Annotated in this window: 13 protein-coding genes and 1 pseudogene; 10 read left to right on the forward strand and 4 right to left on the reverse strand. The window is 65.1% G+C overall.

All coding sequences use genetic code 11. The features are described 5' to 3' along the window. Positions 1 to 25: 25 nt before the first annotated feature. From G9Q37_RS13935 to G9Q37_RS13960, 6 genes are all read left to right on the forward strand, one after another. A complete protein-coding gene (locus tag G9Q37_RS13935) occupies positions 26 to 1,060 on the forward strand; it encodes an aromatic ring-hydroxylating dioxygenase subunit alpha (protein ID WP_166227985.1) in 1,035 nt (344 codons plus the stop codon). Between the two features lie 34 nt (positions 1,061 to 1,094). After that, positions 1,095 to 2,282: an ABC transporter substrate-binding protein gene (locus tag G9Q37_RS13940; protein ID WP_166227986.1), complete on the forward strand. Its 1,188-nt coding sequence runs from the start codon at positions 1,095 to 1,097 to the stop codon at positions 2,280 to 2,282. A gap of 68 nt (positions 2,283 to 2,350) precedes the next feature. Further along, positions 2,351 to 3,214, forward strand: coding sequence for a branched-chain amino acid ABC transporter permease (locus tag G9Q37_RS13945; RefSeq protein ID WP_166227988.1), 864 nt, complete (start codon positions 2,351 to 2,353; stop codon positions 3,212 to 3,214). Then, positions 3,211 to 4,194 carry a branched-chain amino acid ABC transporter permease gene (locus tag G9Q37_RS13950; protein WP_166227990.1) on the forward strand — a complete coding sequence of 328 codons (984 nt, stop codon included), beginning with the start codon at positions 3,211 to 3,213 and terminating at the stop codon, positions 4,192 to 4,194. The genes G9Q37_RS13945 and G9Q37_RS13950 overlap by 4 nt, the downstream gene beginning before the upstream one ends. Further along, positions 4,191 to 4,952 carry an ABC transporter ATP-binding protein gene (locus tag G9Q37_RS13955; RefSeq protein ID WP_166227992.1) on the forward strand — a complete coding sequence of 254 codons (762 nt, stop codon included), beginning with the start codon at positions 4,191 to 4,193 and terminating at the stop codon, positions 4,950 to 4,952. Before G9Q37_RS13950 ends, G9Q37_RS13955 begins: the two co-directional genes overlap by 4 nt. Then, complete coding sequence (locus tag G9Q37_RS13960; protein ID WP_420810289.1) at positions 4,952 to 5,662, forward strand: ABC transporter ATP-binding protein; 711 nt, start codon at positions 4,952 to 4,954, stop codon at positions 5,660 to 5,662. The genes G9Q37_RS13955 and G9Q37_RS13960 overlap by 1 nt, the downstream gene beginning before the upstream one ends. A 37-nt stretch (positions 5,663 to 5,699) precedes the next feature. On the opposite strand, the gene G9Q37_RS13965 is transcribed toward G9Q37_RS13960, so the two are convergent. Continuing rightward, the gene (locus G9Q37_RS13965) at positions 5,700 to 6,479 is read right to left on the reverse strand and encodes an IclR family transcriptional regulator (protein ID WP_166227994.1); all 780 of its coding nucleotides are present in this window, start codon (positions 6,477 to 6,479) and stop codon (positions 5,700 to 5,702) included. A gap of 140 nt (positions 6,480 to 6,619) precedes the next feature. Here G9Q37_RS13965 and G9Q37_RS13970 point away from each other — a divergent pair, with 140 nt between their 5' ends. Genes G9Q37_RS13970 through G9Q37_RS13985 form a run of 4 tightly spaced genes read left to right on the forward strand, consistent with a single transcriptional unit; the run spans position 6,620 to position 10,710 of the window. Continuing rightward, entirely contained in the window at positions 6,620 to 7,894 is a 1,275-nt protein-coding gene (locus G9Q37_RS13970; protein ID WP_166227996.1) for an aromatic ring-hydroxylating dioxygenase subunit alpha, read from the forward strand. Positions 7,895 to 7,937: 43 nt separating this feature from the next. Next, complete coding sequence (locus G9Q37_RS13975; RefSeq protein ID WP_166227998.1) at positions 7,938 to 8,918, forward strand: Bug family tripartite tricarboxylate transporter substrate binding protein; 981 nt, start codon at positions 7,938 to 7,940, stop codon at positions 8,916 to 8,918. A gap of 8 nt (positions 8,919 to 8,926) precedes the next feature. Continuing rightward, entirely contained in the window at positions 8,927 to 9,706 is a 780-nt protein-coding gene (locus G9Q37_RS13980) for an SDR family NAD(P)-dependent oxidoreductase (protein ID WP_166228000.1), read from the forward strand. 32 nt (positions 9,707 to 9,738) lie between these two features. Beyond that, complete coding sequence (locus tag G9Q37_RS13985; protein ID WP_166228002.1) at positions 9,739 to 10,710, forward strand: PDR/VanB family oxidoreductase; 972 nt, start codon at positions 9,739 to 9,741, stop codon at positions 10,708 to 10,710. Positions 10,711 to 10,738: 28 nt separating this feature from the next. Here the strand turns inward: G9Q37_RS13985 and G9Q37_RS13990 are convergent. The 3 genes and pseudogenes from G9Q37_RS13990 to G9Q37_RS14000 all read right to left on the reverse strand — a co-directional run. Then, positions 10,739 to 10,927, reverse strand: a pseudogene (locus tag G9Q37_RS13990) (electron transfer flavoprotein subunit alpha/FixB family protein); the annotation flags it as partial. A 294-nt stretch (positions 10,928 to 11,221) separates the two neighbouring features. Next, positions 11,222 to 12,205: a Bug family tripartite tricarboxylate transporter substrate binding protein gene (locus G9Q37_RS13995; protein ID WP_166228004.1), complete on the reverse strand. Its 984-nt coding sequence runs from the start codon at positions 12,203 to 12,205 to the stop codon at positions 11,222 to 11,224. A 30-nt stretch (positions 12,206 to 12,235) separates the two neighbouring features. Beyond that, a complete protein-coding gene (locus G9Q37_RS14000) occupies positions 12,236 to 13,306 on the reverse strand; it encodes an alpha/beta hydrolase (RefSeq protein ID WP_240936394.1) in 1,071 nt (356 codons plus the stop codon). Between the last annotated feature and the right edge of the window lie 26 nt (positions 13,307 to 13,332).

Consider the following 13,332-nt stretch of genomic DNA (forward strand, 5'->3'; position numbering starts at 1 on the left):
GAAAACCAATAGGAGAGACCGACTTATGTTTCCGAAAAACACTTGGTATGTGGGCGCGACGCCCAACGAGATCGATGGCAAGCCTCTCGGCCGCAAAATCTGCGGCGAGTCCATCGTGTTCTTCCGGGGACCCGACAACACGGTGGCAGCCGTTGAGGATTTCTGCCCGCACCGCGGCGCGCCGCTCTCACTGGGCAAGGTCGACAACGGCAAACTGGTTTGTGGCTACCACGGCCTAGAGATGGGCTGCGACGGCAAGACCGTCGCGATGCCCTGCCAGCGGGTCGGCGGCTTTCCTGCCGTGCGGACCTACCCCGTGGTGGAGCGCTACGGCTTCATCTGGGTCTGGCCCGGCGATGCCAAGGAGGCCGACCCGGCCAAGATCCACCACCTGGCCTGGGCCGATGACCCGGCCTGGTCCTACTGCGGCGGTCTGTACCACGTCAAATGCGACTACCGGCTCATGATCGACAACCTCATGGACCTGACGCACGAGACCTATCTGCACCCGACCAGCATCGGCCAGAAGGAAATTGACGAGACACCGCCCAAGACGCGGCTGGACGGCAACTGCGCCATCACCGAACGCTACATGGAAGGCATCATGCCCCCGCCGTTCTGGCAGGCCGGCCTGCGGGGCAACCACCTGGCTGACGACGTGCCCGTGGACCGTTGGCAGATCTGCCGCTTCTATCCGCCCAGCCACGTGCTGATCGATGTGGGCGTGGCGCACGCGGGCCACGGTGGCTTCCACGCGGACCCCAAGATCAAGGCGTCCAGCACGGTCATCGACTTCATTACGCCGGAAACCGAGTCCTCGACCTGGTACTTCTGGGGCATGGCAAGGAACTTCAACGCGCAGGATCAGGCCCTGAGCGAGCAAATCCGCTCCAGCCTGAGCAAGGTGTTCTCCGAAGACCTCCAGATGCTGGAGATGCAACAGCAGAACCTGGAGCGCAACGAAGGACGCAAGCTCTTGAGTCTGAACATCGATGGCGGCGGCGTGCAAGCCCGCCGCATCATCGATCAGATGCTGGCCGCTGAAAAGGCCGCGGCCTGAGGCCCCAGAAACCACGGATACAGGAGACAAACCGATGAACACACGCCGGCTGGTTCTGACGCGAGGTGCTGCCCTGATCGGCGCCGCTTCCACGGGTCTGGTGCTGCCCTCTTGGGCGCAAGCACAAGGCAGCAAGCTGAGGGTGGGCCTGATGCTGCCGTTCACGGGCACCTTTGCCCAACCCGGCATCGCCATCGAAAACGGCTTCCGACTGGCCTTGGCGCAAAACGGCGACAAGCTCGGTGGTCGCGAGATCGAGTTCTTCAAGGTGGACGACGAGTCCAACCCCGCCAAGGGCGTCGAGAACGCCACCCGCCTGGTGCAGCGCGACAAGGTCGACGTGCTGGTCGGCACCGTGCACTCGGGTGTGCAGATGGGCATTCACAAAGTGGCGCGCGAATCGGGCGTGCTCAACCTGATCCCCAACGCCGGCGTGCACATCGCCACGCGCGCGCAATGTGCGCCCAACGTGTTCCGCACCTCCTTCACGAACGCCCAACCCACCCTGGCCCTGGGCAAAGCCATGGTGGAGAAGGGCCACAAGAAGGCGGTGTGGATCACCTGGAGCTATGCCGCGGGCGACGAGGCCTTCGAAGGCTTCGAGCAGAGCTACAAGGCCGCTGGCGGCGAGATCGTCAAGAAGCTGGCCCTTCCCTTCCCCAACGTGGAATTCCAGGCCCTGCTCACCGAGATCGCGTCCATCAAGCCCGACGCCGTGGCCTGCTTCTTCGCCGGCGGCGGCGCCGCCAAATTCCTGCGCGACTACCACGCCGCGGGCTTGAGCAAGAGCATCCCGCTCTATGGTTCGGGCTTCCTCACCGAAGGCGTGCTCGACGCCGCCGGTGACGCGGCCAATGGCGTACTCACCACGCTCCACTACAGCGACTCCCTGGACACGCCGCGCAACAAACAGTTCCGCCTGGAATACGCCAAGGCCTTCAAGCTGCAGCCCGACGTGTACGCCGTGCAGGGCTACGACGCCGGCCTGCTGCTGGTCAAGGGCGCCAACGCGGTCAAGGGCGACATCAACAACAAGCAGGCACTGTACGCCGCCCTGCGCAGTGCGGAGATCGACAGCCCGCGCGGCAAGTGGAAGATGAGCCCGTCGCACAACCCGATCCAGGACATCTACCTGCGCCGCGTGGAAAACCGCGAGAACAAGGTGATCGGCATCGCCGGCAAGGCCATCGCCGACCCGGCCACCGGTTGCCGCATGGCCTGATCCTTGCGCCATGCTTTCTGCAAGCCGGCGCCCTAGCGGCGCCGGCTTGACGTCGGCTTGCTGAAACGATGGACTTCGCCAATTTCCTCATCCAGCTGCTCAACAGCGTCCAGTACGGCCTGCTGTTGTTCATGCTGGCCGCCGGCCTCACGCTGATCTTCGGGATCATGGGCGTGGTCAACCTCGCGCACGGCAGCTTCTACATGATCGGTGCCTACCTCGCGTGGTACTTCACGTCGCTGCTCGGCAGCCTCACGCTGGCCATCGTGCTCGGTACGCTGCTCGCGGTGGCCTTCGGCTGGTTGCTGGAGTGGTTGCTGTTTCGCCACTTCTACCACCGCGACCACCTCGACCAGGTGCTGCTCACCTTCGGCCTGATCTACATCTTCGAAGAGATGCGCTCCATCTTCTGGGGCGACGACGTGCACGCCGTGCAAGTGCCCGAGCTGCTGAACTGGTCGATCCCGCTCACCGACACGCTGTCCTACCCGGTCTACCGGCTGGTCATGTCGGCCGTGTGCATCGTGCTCGCCATCGGCCTGTACCTGCTCATCAGCAAGACGCGCCTGGGCATGAAGATCCGCGCCGGCGCCTTCAACCGCGACATGACCGAATCGCTCGGCGTGAACATCCGCCTGATCCACGGCGTGGTGTTCGCGCTCGGCGTGGGCCTGGCCGCCATCGCTGGCGTGATCGCCTCGCCCATCGCCAGCGTGTACCCGGGCATGGGCAGCTCGGTGCTCATCATGTGCTTCGTGGTCGTGGTCATTGGCGGCATCGGCTCGGTGCGCGGTGCGCTCGTGGCCGCCCTGCTGGTGGGGCTGGTGGACACCTTCGGCAAGGTGCTCGTGCCGCAGATTGCGGGCATGGCGGTCTACATGCTGATGGCGCTCGTGCTGCTCTACAAACCCGAAGGCCTGTTCAAACAATGAGCACCGCCAAAGCCCAACTCGAAAAACTGCCGCGCAGCATCCAGTTCGTGCTCGCGCTGGGCGCCATCGCGCTCGCGGCCTTTCCGCTGCTGCCCATTGCGGGCAGCGACTTCTACCTCGGCATGCTGTCGCAGATGATGATCCTGGCCATCTTTGCGATGAGCCTCGATCTGCTGCAAGGTGTGAGCGGACTCGTGTCGCTGGGGCACGCGGCCTTCTTCGGCCTGGCGGGCTACGCGCTGGCTTTCATGACGCCGGCCGATGCACCGATCGCACTGTGGTGGTCGCTTCCGGCGGCCGCGCTGGCCGCGGGTCTGGCCGCGCTGATCATCGGCTTCTTCGTCGTCCGCACGCACGGCATCTACTTCATCATGGTCACCATGGCCTTCGCGCAGATGGTGTTCTTCCTGTTCTTCGACAACAAGGCGCTCGGCGGCTCCGACGGCATCTACGTGAACTTCCGCCCCGACGCCACGGCGCTCGGCATCGACCTCGAGAGCAAGACCGTCTTCTATTACTTCACGCTCGTGGTGCTGATCGGCCTGTACTTCGCGCTGCGCCGCCTGCTGTTCTCGCCCTTCGGCCGTGTGCTCGCGGGCATCCGCGTGAACGAGCACCGCATGCGCGCCGTGGGCTATGGCACCTTCGGCTACAAGCTCACGGCCTTCACGCTGGCGGGCGCACTGGCGGGCGTGGCCGGCTACCTGTGGGCCGCGCAGACCGGCTTCGTGAACCCCGAGCTCATGGGTTTCCACATGAGCGCGCACGCGATCATGATGGTCATCCTCGGCGGCATGGGCAACTTCGCCGGCGCCATCGTCGGCGCGTTCGCGTTCGAGTACGTCATGCACCTGTTCAAGGACATGACCAAGCACTGGCAACTGCTCATGGGTGGCTTCATCGTGCTGGTGGTCATCGTTGCGCCGCGCGGTCTGCTTGGATTGATCGACCGCTACAGCAAGCGCGGAGGCAAGGCATGAGCGACCTGCAGCTTTCCGCGAAGAACCTGGTCAAGCGCTTCGGCGGCCTCGCCGCCGTCAACGATGTGTCGGTCGATCTGCACCGCGGCCGCATCCACGCGGTCATCGGCCCCAACGGTGCGGGCAAGTCCACGCTGACCAACCTGCTCTCGGGCGACCTGCCGCCCACCAGCGGGCAGATCGCGCTCAACGGGCAGGGCATCCACGGCAAATCGCCCGAGCGCATCTCGCGCCAGGGCCTGGGCCGCAGCTACCAGAAGACCAACATCTTCCTGCCCTTCACCGTGTGGGACAACGTGCGCCTGGCCGCGCAATCGCGCGAGCGCCACGCGCCCTTCAACCCGCTGCACTGGTTCAGCGCGGCGTCGAAGCTGGCCGACGTGAACCGCCGCTGCGAACGCGCGCTGGAACTCGCGGGCCTCACCGCACGCGCCCACACCGTGGCCGCCGCCACCAGCCACGGCGAACAACGCCAACTCGAAATCGCCATGACGCTGGCCACCGAACCCACGGTGCTGCTGCTCGACGAGCCGTTGGCCGGCATGGGCGCGGCGGAAGCCGAATCGATGGTGGCATTGCTGCAGCGCCTGAAGGCCGAACACGCCGTGATGCTGGTGGAGCACGACATGGACGCCGTGTTCGCGCTGGCCGACGTGCTGACCGTGATGGTCAACGGCCAGGTGATCGCCAGCGGCACGCCGCAACAGATCCGAAACGACGAAGGCGTGCAGGCCGCCTACCTGGGCGAGGAACACTGATGAGCGCCATCATCGAAGCCAGCGGCCTGCACACGCACTACGGCCAGAGCCACATCCTGCGCGGTGTCGATTTCACTGTCGGCCCGGCGCAGACCATCGGCCTCATGGGCCGCAACGGCATGGGCAAGACCACGCTGCTCAAGTCGCTCATGGGCCTGGTCAAACCCAGCGGCGGCACGGTGCAGGTGAAGGGCCGCAACATGACCGGCGCCTCGCCTTACAACGTGGCGCGCCAGGGCATTGCCTACGTGCCCGAAGGCCGCGGCATCTTTGGCAACCTGAGCGTGAAGGAAAACCTGGTGATGGCCGCGCGGCCCGGCACCCAAGGCCAGCGCGAATGGACTTATGAGCGCGTGCTCGACACCTTCCCGCGCCTGGCCGAACGCCTGGGCCACGGCGGCCAGCAGTTGAGCGGCGGCGAGCAGCAGATGCTCACCATCGGCCGTGCGCTGATGACCAACCCCGACCTGTTGATCCTCGACGAGGCCACCGAAGGCCTGGCCCCGCTGATCGCGCGCGAGATCTGGCGCATCTGCGGCCTGATCCGCGAGAGCGGCATCAGCAGCGTGATCGTGGACAAGAACTGGAAGCACGTCACGCAGATCACCGATCGCAACGTGATTCTGGTGAAGGGTGAGGTGGTGTTCGAGGGGGCCACAAAGGAACTGCTCGCGCAGCCAGGCCTGCTGGAGCAGCACCTGGGGGTCTGACCCCAGAGCTGGCGCCGCCTCGGCCGGCGCCCAGGCGCTAACGCTGCCCCAAGGCCTGCGAGAGTTTGCGGGCCTCTTCCTTGAGCACGAACACGATGGCGCGCACGCGCTCCTCGTCCACGCGCACGCCGGGGCCGAACACCGCCAGCGACCCCTTCACCTGGCCGTCGCCGCCAAAGTAGGGCACGGCCATGGCCACGGCGCCCTTGATGAGTTCGTCGCGGCTGATCTCGTAGCCCTGCTCGCGGATGGTCCGCAAGCGGTCGAGGTAGGCCACGAGATCGGCGTCGCGCGCGCCCTCGCCGCCAAGGTAGGCCTCGGGTGAGGCCACGTGCGCCAGGATCACGCGGCCGCTGGCGCCCAGGGTCACGTCGGTGCTGTAGCCCACGCCGCGCTTGAAACTCAGCGGCTGCGCGCTGGGCAGCTCGGCCACGCAGGTGCGCATGGCGCCCTGGTGGACCAGCAGCGACACGGTCTCGCCCGTGGCCTCCCACAGGCGGCGCATCATGGGCTGCGCCACAGTGGCGATGTCCAGGCCCGCGCTCCATACGTGCGCCAGGTTTGCCACCGACGGGCCCAGCTCGAAGCGCTGCGGCTCGCCCGAGGACACGATGAAACCCTTGTGCTCCAGCGTGCGCAGCAGGCGGTACAGCGTGGGGCGGCTCAGGTCCACGCGCTTGACCAGTTCGCCCGCCGTCAGGCGATGGTCGGTGGCCGTGAAGGCCATCAGGATCTCCAGCGCCCTGTCCACGGCTCGGACACTGTCCCCCAGTTTTTCAGCTTTTTCGCTTTTTTCGCTTTCTTCGATGCTGTTCATAGTCTGCTGACGGTTGTGTTCCCACGATGGTAGCTCAGCATTGTCCGCAGAGCGAACACATAAATCAAATACTTGACAAGGCATCACTTGTCCGTAAAATGGACTCAAGAATCATCTTGTGGACAAATGGAGATACCCCGATGAACAAGGAAATGTCCGAAACGCTGACCCGCGTAGGCCCCGGCACCCGCATGGGTGAGCTGCTGCGCCGCTACTGGGTGCCGGCGCTGGCGTCGAGCGAAATCCCCGAGGCCGACGGCCCGCAGGTGCGCGTGCAGCTGCTGGGCGAGAAGCTGCTGGCCTTTCGCAACACGGACGGCAAGGCCTGCCTGATCAGCGAGTTCTGTTCGCACCGCGGCGTTTCGCTGTACTTCGGCCGCAATGAGGAAAACGGCATCCGCTGCGCGTACCACGGCGTCAAGTTCGACGGCGACGGCAAGTGCGTGGACGTGCCGTCCTCGCCCCAGTCCTGCGCGCGCATGCACATCAAGGGCTACCCCTGCGTGGAGCGCGGCGGCATCGTCTGGACCTACATGGGCCCGGCCGAACACCAGCCCGCGCCGCCCGAGATCGAGTGGTGCACGCTTCCCGACAGCCACGTGTTCGTGTCCAAGCGGCTGCAGTACAGCAACTGGCTGCAGGCCATGGAAGGCGGTATCGACACAGCCCACGTGTCCTACGTGCACCGCTACGAGGTGGACACCGACCCGATGCACCAGGGCGTGAAGGCGCTGGACTACATCAAGGCCGACGGCAACGTGGTATTCGAGATCGAGAAGACGCCCTACGGCCTGGGCCTGTTCGGCCGCCGCAATGGCGAGCCCGACTCGTACTACTGGCGCGTCACGCAGTGGCTGTTCCCCTGGTTCACGCTGATCGCGCCCTTCGGCGAGCACGCGCTGGGTGGCCACGTCTGGGTGCCCATCGATGACCACCACTGCTGGGCCTGGAGCATCAACTGGCAGCCCTTCCACCCGCTGACGGCCGAGGAGCGTGCGGCGATGGAAGCCGGCCAGGGCATCCACGTGGAGTACGAGGCGCCGGGCAGCTTCGTCCCCAAGGCCAACCGCGACAACGACTACGGCATGGACCGCGTCGCGCAGCGCGAGAAGCGTTCGTACAGCGGCATCTTCGGTTTCTCTGCGCAGGACTACTCGCTGCAGGAAAGCATGGGCTCCATCCAGAACCACGAGGCCGAGCAACTGCTGCCCACCGACAAGGCCATCGTGATGGCGCGGCGCATGTTGTCGGAAGCCGCGATGGGCATCGAACAGGGCACCACCCCGCCCGCGCTGGACGCCAGCCAACAGCGGGTGCGGCCCGCCGGCGTGCTGCTGCCCAAGGAGCAGAACCCCGTCGAGTGGGCCAGGGAGCACCTGGCCAACAGCATTCACAAGCCGGTGTTCAGCCTGTGAAGGCCTGAGCTGGTTCGACCACACCAACTACAGGAGACAAGGCATGTTTCCACGCCGATCCCTTCTCGCCGCCGCCCTGCTGGGCGTGGCCACCGCCAGCCCTTCGTGGGCGCAGAGCGCGGCCGACTGGAAGCCCACCAAGCCGGTGCGCATCATGGTGCCCATCGTGGGCAGTACCAACGACGTGCTCGCGCGCCTTGTGGCACCCAAGCTGCAGGAGGTGTTCGGCCAGCCCTTCGTGGTGGAGAACAAGGGCGGCGCGGGCGGCACCATCGGGTCACTGGACGTCGTGAAGTCCGCGCCCGACGGACACAACCTGCTGGTGGGCTACAACGGGCCACTCGCCATCAACGTGACCCTTCTCAGCAAGATGCCCTACGACCCGGTGAAGGACCTGGCGCCCATCACGCTGGCGGTGAAGGCGCCGCAGTACCTGGTGGTGAACCCGGCTACGGGCATCACCAATGTCAAGGACTTCATCGCCACCGCCAAGTCGAACCCCGAGAAGCTGAACTACGGCTCGGTCTCGGTGGGCAGCGCCTCGCACCTGACGATGGAGATGATGAAGTCGGAGGCCGGCTTCAACATCACGCACATCCCCTACCGGGGTGCCGCGCCCGCGGTGTCCGACTTGGTGGCCGGCATGGTGCAGACCGGATTCTTCGTGCCGGGCAACGTGCAGGGCTTCGTCAAGGAAGGCAAGCTGCGCCTGCTGGCCAGCACCGGCCTCAAGCGATTCCCCAGCACGCCCGACGTGCCCACACTGGACGAGTCGGGCCTGAAGGGCTTCGAGGCCACCTCGTGGATCGGTTTCCTCGCGCCGGCGGGCACGCCGCCGCACATCATCAAGCGCTACAACGACGAGATGGTGAAGATCCTGAAGTCGCCCGACATCCAGGCCCGCCTGCACGAGATGGAGTTCGAGGTGATCGCCAGCACGCCGCAGCAGTTCAGCGCCTGGATCGCCTCGGAGATCAAACTCTGGGGCAAGGTCATCAAGGACAACGGCATCAAGCTGGATTGAGAGCGGACATGGCATCGTTTCGATTGGCCGGCAAGGTGGCCTTGATCACGGGCGGGGGCGCCGGCATCGGCGCGGCCGCGACCGCCCTGTTCTGCCGCGAAGGCGCGGCGGTGGCGATGGTGGACGCCGATCCGCAGGCGCTGGAGCGCACGCGCGCGGCGATCCTTGAGGCGCAGCCCGAGGCGCGCGTGATGGGCATCGCGGCCGACGTGTCGGACCCGGCCGGCGCGCAGGCCGCCGTGGCGCGGTGCGTGAACGAGTGGGGCGGGCTCGACGCGCTGGTGAACAACGCCGCCATGCGCAACTACCTGCCGGCGGCAGAAGTGTCGCCCGCCGACTGGCAGGCCATCGTGGCGGTGAACCTGGCGGGCATGTCCAACTACTGCCAGGCCGCGCTGCCGGCGCTGCGCCGCTCGGGCGCGGGCGCCATTGTCAACGTCTCCTCGTGCTACGCCGTCACCGGCCGCCGGGGCATGGCGCTGTACGACGCCACCAAGGCCGCGCAACTTGCCTTCACGCGCACGCTGGCGTTCGAGGAATCGACGCACGGCGTGCGCGCCAACGCGGTGTGTCCGGGCTCCACGCTGACCGACTTCCACGTGGGCCGCGCCTCGGCGGCGGGCAAGAGCGTGGAGCAACTCAGCACCGAGCGCAAGGACACCTCTCTCATCGGCCGCTGGGCCCGCCCCGAAGAAATCGCCGCGCCGATCCTCTGGCTGGCCTCGGGCGAGGCCTCCTTCATCACCGGCACCACGCTGATGGTGGACGGCGGCCTGCACATCATGTAACTCCCGGCTTGTGCCGCCTCTGCTGCGAACCCATGTCCACCGCCCTGCTCTCAGCCCTCGTCTACAACCTGAGGTACGAAGCCCCTGGCATCGTCAGCGTCGAGTTGCGACCGGCCACGCCAGACACGGTCTTCCCCGCGCACACCGCCGGCGCCCACATCGACCTTCACCTGGGCCAGGGGCTGATTCGAAGCTACTCGCTGATGAACCCGGTCACCGACGGGCAGCGTTACGTGCTGGGTGTGCTCAAGGACCGCCAGAGCCGCGGGGGATCGAAGCACGTACACGAGAAGCTGCGCGTGGGCGATGTCCTGGAGATCTCGCCGCCGCGCAACAATTTCCCGCTCGAAGAAAGCGCGCCGAAGTCGGTGCTGGTGGCTGGAGGCATCGGCATCACGCCCATGTTGTGCATGCTGGATCGGCTGGCCGCCCTGGGCCGCCCCGCGGAACTGCTCTATTGCGCACGCTCCCGCCGGGAAGCGGCCTTCGTGCAGGAACTGGAATCCAGGACCTCGGACCTGTTCCGGCTGCGCTTGCATTTTGATGACGAAGCCGCCGCGCCGCCCGACCTGCGCAGGCTGCTGGCCGGCCACCCGGGCGAGACCCACTTCTATGGCTGCGGCCCCGGCCCCATGCTGAACGCCTATCAGCAGGCCTGCGATGACCTGGGCTACAGCCACGTGCACCTGGAGCGTTTCGCTGCCGTGAAGCAGGAGGGGGAGGTCCCTGTCAACGCCAAGGGCTGCACCGTGGAGTTGCGCCGCAGCGCCCGGATCCTCCAGGTACCGCCTGGCACCACCCTGCTCGACGCCATCATGGAGGCGGGCATCATCCCCAGCTACAGCTGCAGGGAAGGCATCTGCGGGGCTTGCGAGACCAAGGTTCTGGCGGGCGAGGTAGACCACCGGGACAGCATCCTCACCAAGGAAGAGCGCGCCGCCAATCAGTCGATGATGATCTGCGTGTCGGGCTGCCGCTCCGACTCCCTGGTGCTGGATATGTGAGCGCCCGGCGGGGCAGCGGGTGGCTCCATCAGCGGGCTTTGTCCAGCTTGGGCAGGGTCTCGAAGAAATCGGCTCCCAGGCCGTAGTCGGCGACCGAGAAGTTCGGCGCCATCGGGTCCTTTTTGATCGCCATGATCACATTGGAGTCCTTCATGCCCGCTAAGCGCTGGATGACCCCCGAGATGCCGGCCGCGATGTAAAGCTGCGGTGCCACGATCGGCAGTCGAGGCAGGAGAGCCGAGTACGTCGGGTTCATTGAGGCCATCCAGTGCGCCAAGCGGCGCTGGCGTGTGTTGTGTACTCACTTCAGCGCAATGGCCTTGTCGGATATGACGGCAGAGATGTGGATCACGCGCAAGCCGAAGCTCGAAGTGCGGACCTGCCTTGTAGCGGACGTGGAAGCGAACAAGCAGCGTGAGACCAGTGTCCAAGTGCTTCCTGGTACGCATTGCCGCGCGCAATGGCCTCAGTCCGTGCCGTTCGCGCTTCGCCGCGGGTTCAAGAGAAGCGGCTACTCGGCTTTGGCACCTGAAACCCGCACGAGCTCTCCGGCCCTCAGATAGTCTGACTGAATGAAGCGCACGAATTCCTGCGGCGAGTAGATCATCGGCTCTGCACCAGAGGCGATGATGCGGTCCCGAATCTCTTTTAGCGCGAGAATCTTGTTGATCTCCTCGCTGATTCTCTCGGCAACAACGGAAGACGTGGCCGCGGGCGCTGCAAATCCGAACCACCCAGCGACCTCGTATCCTTTGAGCGCTGATTCTGCGACTGTCGGTAGCTCGGGAGCTGCAAGGGAGCGGCGGGCACCGGATACGGCCAGCGCCCTGACGGAGCCGGCCTTTGCATTGGGCAGTGCCGTAACGATGTTGTCGAACATGAGTTGTATGTGGCCGCCAATCAGATCGGTCATCGCTGGTGCCGAGCCCTTGTAAGGCACATGATTCATTTCGATGCCCGCCATGGTCGCGAATTGAGCCGCAGCCAGGTGTGCGAGTGAGCCACTTCCATACGAACCGTAGCTCAGCTTTCCGGGCTGCTCCTTGGCCAAGGCGATCAGATCTCGAACGCTGTGGGCGCGCACCGATGGATGAACGAGCAGAACCGTCTGAGTCAAGGCGATGGGAACCAACGGTGTGAAGTCCCGTTGGGCGTTAAAGCTGAGACCGCGATAGAGGTGCGGATTGACGGAAAAGGTCACATTGGTGCCAAGCAGGATGGTGTGTCCGTCTGCCGGGGCTCGCGCGACGAACTCCGCACCCAAATTGGTGGCCGCCCCCGCCTTGTTTTCCACGATCACGGTCTGCCCGAGGGCTTCTTGCAGTTTGGGGCCAATCAGGCGGGCCAAGATATCAGTCGTGCCTCCGGCCGGGTACGGAACGACGATTCGAATCGCGCGCGATGGAAATCCCTGTGCGGCAACGGGAATGACGAAGCTTCCTGCTGCGGCTGCGATCAGGTTGCGACGAGACAAATTGAACACTCGACGATCCATAGAAACTCCTGTGGGGTGGTTGAAAGACTGTCACCAGTCGTGCTGCAGCGTCCAGGTTCGGATGAGCTCGACGCCCTGGGCCAGTTGCTCCGGCTGTCCTTGAAAATAGTGATTGGCACGTGGTATCACGCGAAACTGCTTGTCTGGGCTCGCACACGCGTCGTGCATTCGACGGACATCGGGCTGGGGCACGGCATCGTCGGCACTGTGTTCGATGGCAAGCAGGGGCGCCGTTACACCGCGCGCGCATGTCTCTCCATCGGCCAAGGAAAACTCCAGAGACCATTGGGAGAGCCAGGAGCGCAGCGTGGAGAATCGTCCCAATCCCACGGGCCCGCTGTTGACCGTTTCTGGAATCCCCAGGTAGCAGCGCCCTATAAGGCGGTCATTGGGTTCGATGCTGCCGTCCAGGAATCGTGGATCGGCCATCGTGCGATGGGTGAGGAGTCCGCGCTCCATTTCAGCCCCTCCGCATTGGCGCAGCATCGCGAGGGTTTCCTGAACGTACGCGGTGATGCGTTGAAGCCGTGCACGTTGCGCCTCGCGATACGCCGCCAACCAGTCGGGCGGATATGGCGGCCGCACTGGCAGTGAGGGACTGTACAGATCCAATTCTGGATTGCGCCGATCAGGTGCGTTCTCGTCGATCACCGAGGGGTCGATCCAGTCCAACAGACACCGGGCACGAGAGCGATGCGCGGCCTCCAAGACAATGCCGTCAACGGGCCAGAGAGCCGCAGCCTTCAGGTTGATCGGGTCGCCAGCCGGAGTTGCTGTGACCGTCGGATTCTCCGCTTGGGATTGGTAGTACAGCGCCAGCGAGCCGCCACCGGACCATCCCAGCAGGACGACTTGGCGATAGCCCAATTGCTCCTTGGCGTATCTGACACAAGCACCAAGATCCAGGAGGACCTTCTCGTAGACCAGCGCTGTGTCGTTCCTTGCGTAGCGACTTCCCATGCACAAGACCGCATGGCCTGCACATGCCAACGCTGAGGGAAGCGGCATCAGTTGCAGGGTTGAACTGGGGTGCATCATGAGGAACACAGTGCTGCCCTCTCCGTGCGCGGGGCGGATCAGTAGGCCTTCCAGATTGATCATTCCCTGGCTTCCAGAGAACCCATAGG

It is taken from the genome of Hydrogenophaga crocea (assembly GCF_011388215.1).
Taxonomy (GTDB): Bacteria; Pseudomonadota; Gammaproteobacteria; order Burkholderiales; family Burkholderiaceae_C; genus Hydrogenophaga; species Hydrogenophaga crocea.

Excerpts from the sequence above, each read along its gene's own strand:
- G9Q37_RS13935 (WP_166227985.1), top strand. The coding sequence starts at position 26 with ATGTTTCCGAAAAACACTTGGTATGTGGGCGCGACGCCCAACGAGATC.
- G9Q37_RS13960 (WP_420810289.1), top strand. The coding sequence starts at position 4,952 with ATGAGCGCCATCATCGAAGCCAGCGGCCTGCACACGCACTACGGCCAG.
- G9Q37_RS13980 (WP_166228000.1), top strand. The coding sequence starts at position 8,927 with ATGGCATCGTTTCGATTGGCCGGCAAGGTGGCCTTGATCACGGGCGGG.
- G9Q37_RS13985 (WP_166228002.1), top strand. The coding sequence starts at position 9,739 with ATGTCCACCGCCCTGCTCTCAGCCCTCGTCTACAACCTGAGGTACGAA.
- G9Q37_RS13965 (WP_166227994.1), bottom strand. The coding sequence starts at position 6,479 with ATGAACAGCATCGAAGAAAGCGAAAAAAGCGAAAAAGCTGAAAAACTG.
- G9Q37_RS13975 (WP_166227998.1), top strand. The coding sequence starts at position 7,938 with ATGTTTCCACGCCGATCCCTTCTCGCCGCCGCCCTGCTGGGCGTGGCC.
- G9Q37_RS13955 (WP_166227992.1), top strand. The coding sequence starts at position 4,191 with ATGAGCGACCTGCAGCTTTCCGCGAAGAACCTGGTCAAGCGCTTCGGC.
- G9Q37_RS13970 (WP_166227996.1), top strand. The coding sequence starts at position 6,620 with ATGAACAAGGAAATGTCCGAAACGCTGACCCGCGTAGGCCCCGGCACC.
- G9Q37_RS13940 (WP_166227986.1), top strand. The coding sequence starts at position 1,095 with ATGAACACACGCCGGCTGGTTCTGACGCGAGGTGCTGCCCTGATCGGC.
- G9Q37_RS13950 (WP_166227990.1), top strand. The coding sequence starts at position 3,211 with ATGAGCACCGCCAAAGCCCAACTCGAAAAACTGCCGCGCAGCATCCAG.
- G9Q37_RS13995 (WP_166228004.1), bottom strand. The coding sequence starts at position 12,205 with ATGGATCGTCGAGTGTTCAATTTGTCTCGTCGCAACCTGATCGCAGCC.
- G9Q37_RS14000 (WP_240936394.1), bottom strand. The coding sequence starts at position 13,306 with ATGATCAATCTGGAAGGCCTACTGATCCGCCCCGCGCACGGAGAGGGC.
- G9Q37_RS13945 (WP_166227988.1), top strand. The coding sequence starts at position 2,351 with ATGGACTTCGCCAATTTCCTCATCCAGCTGCTCAACAGCGTCCAGTAC.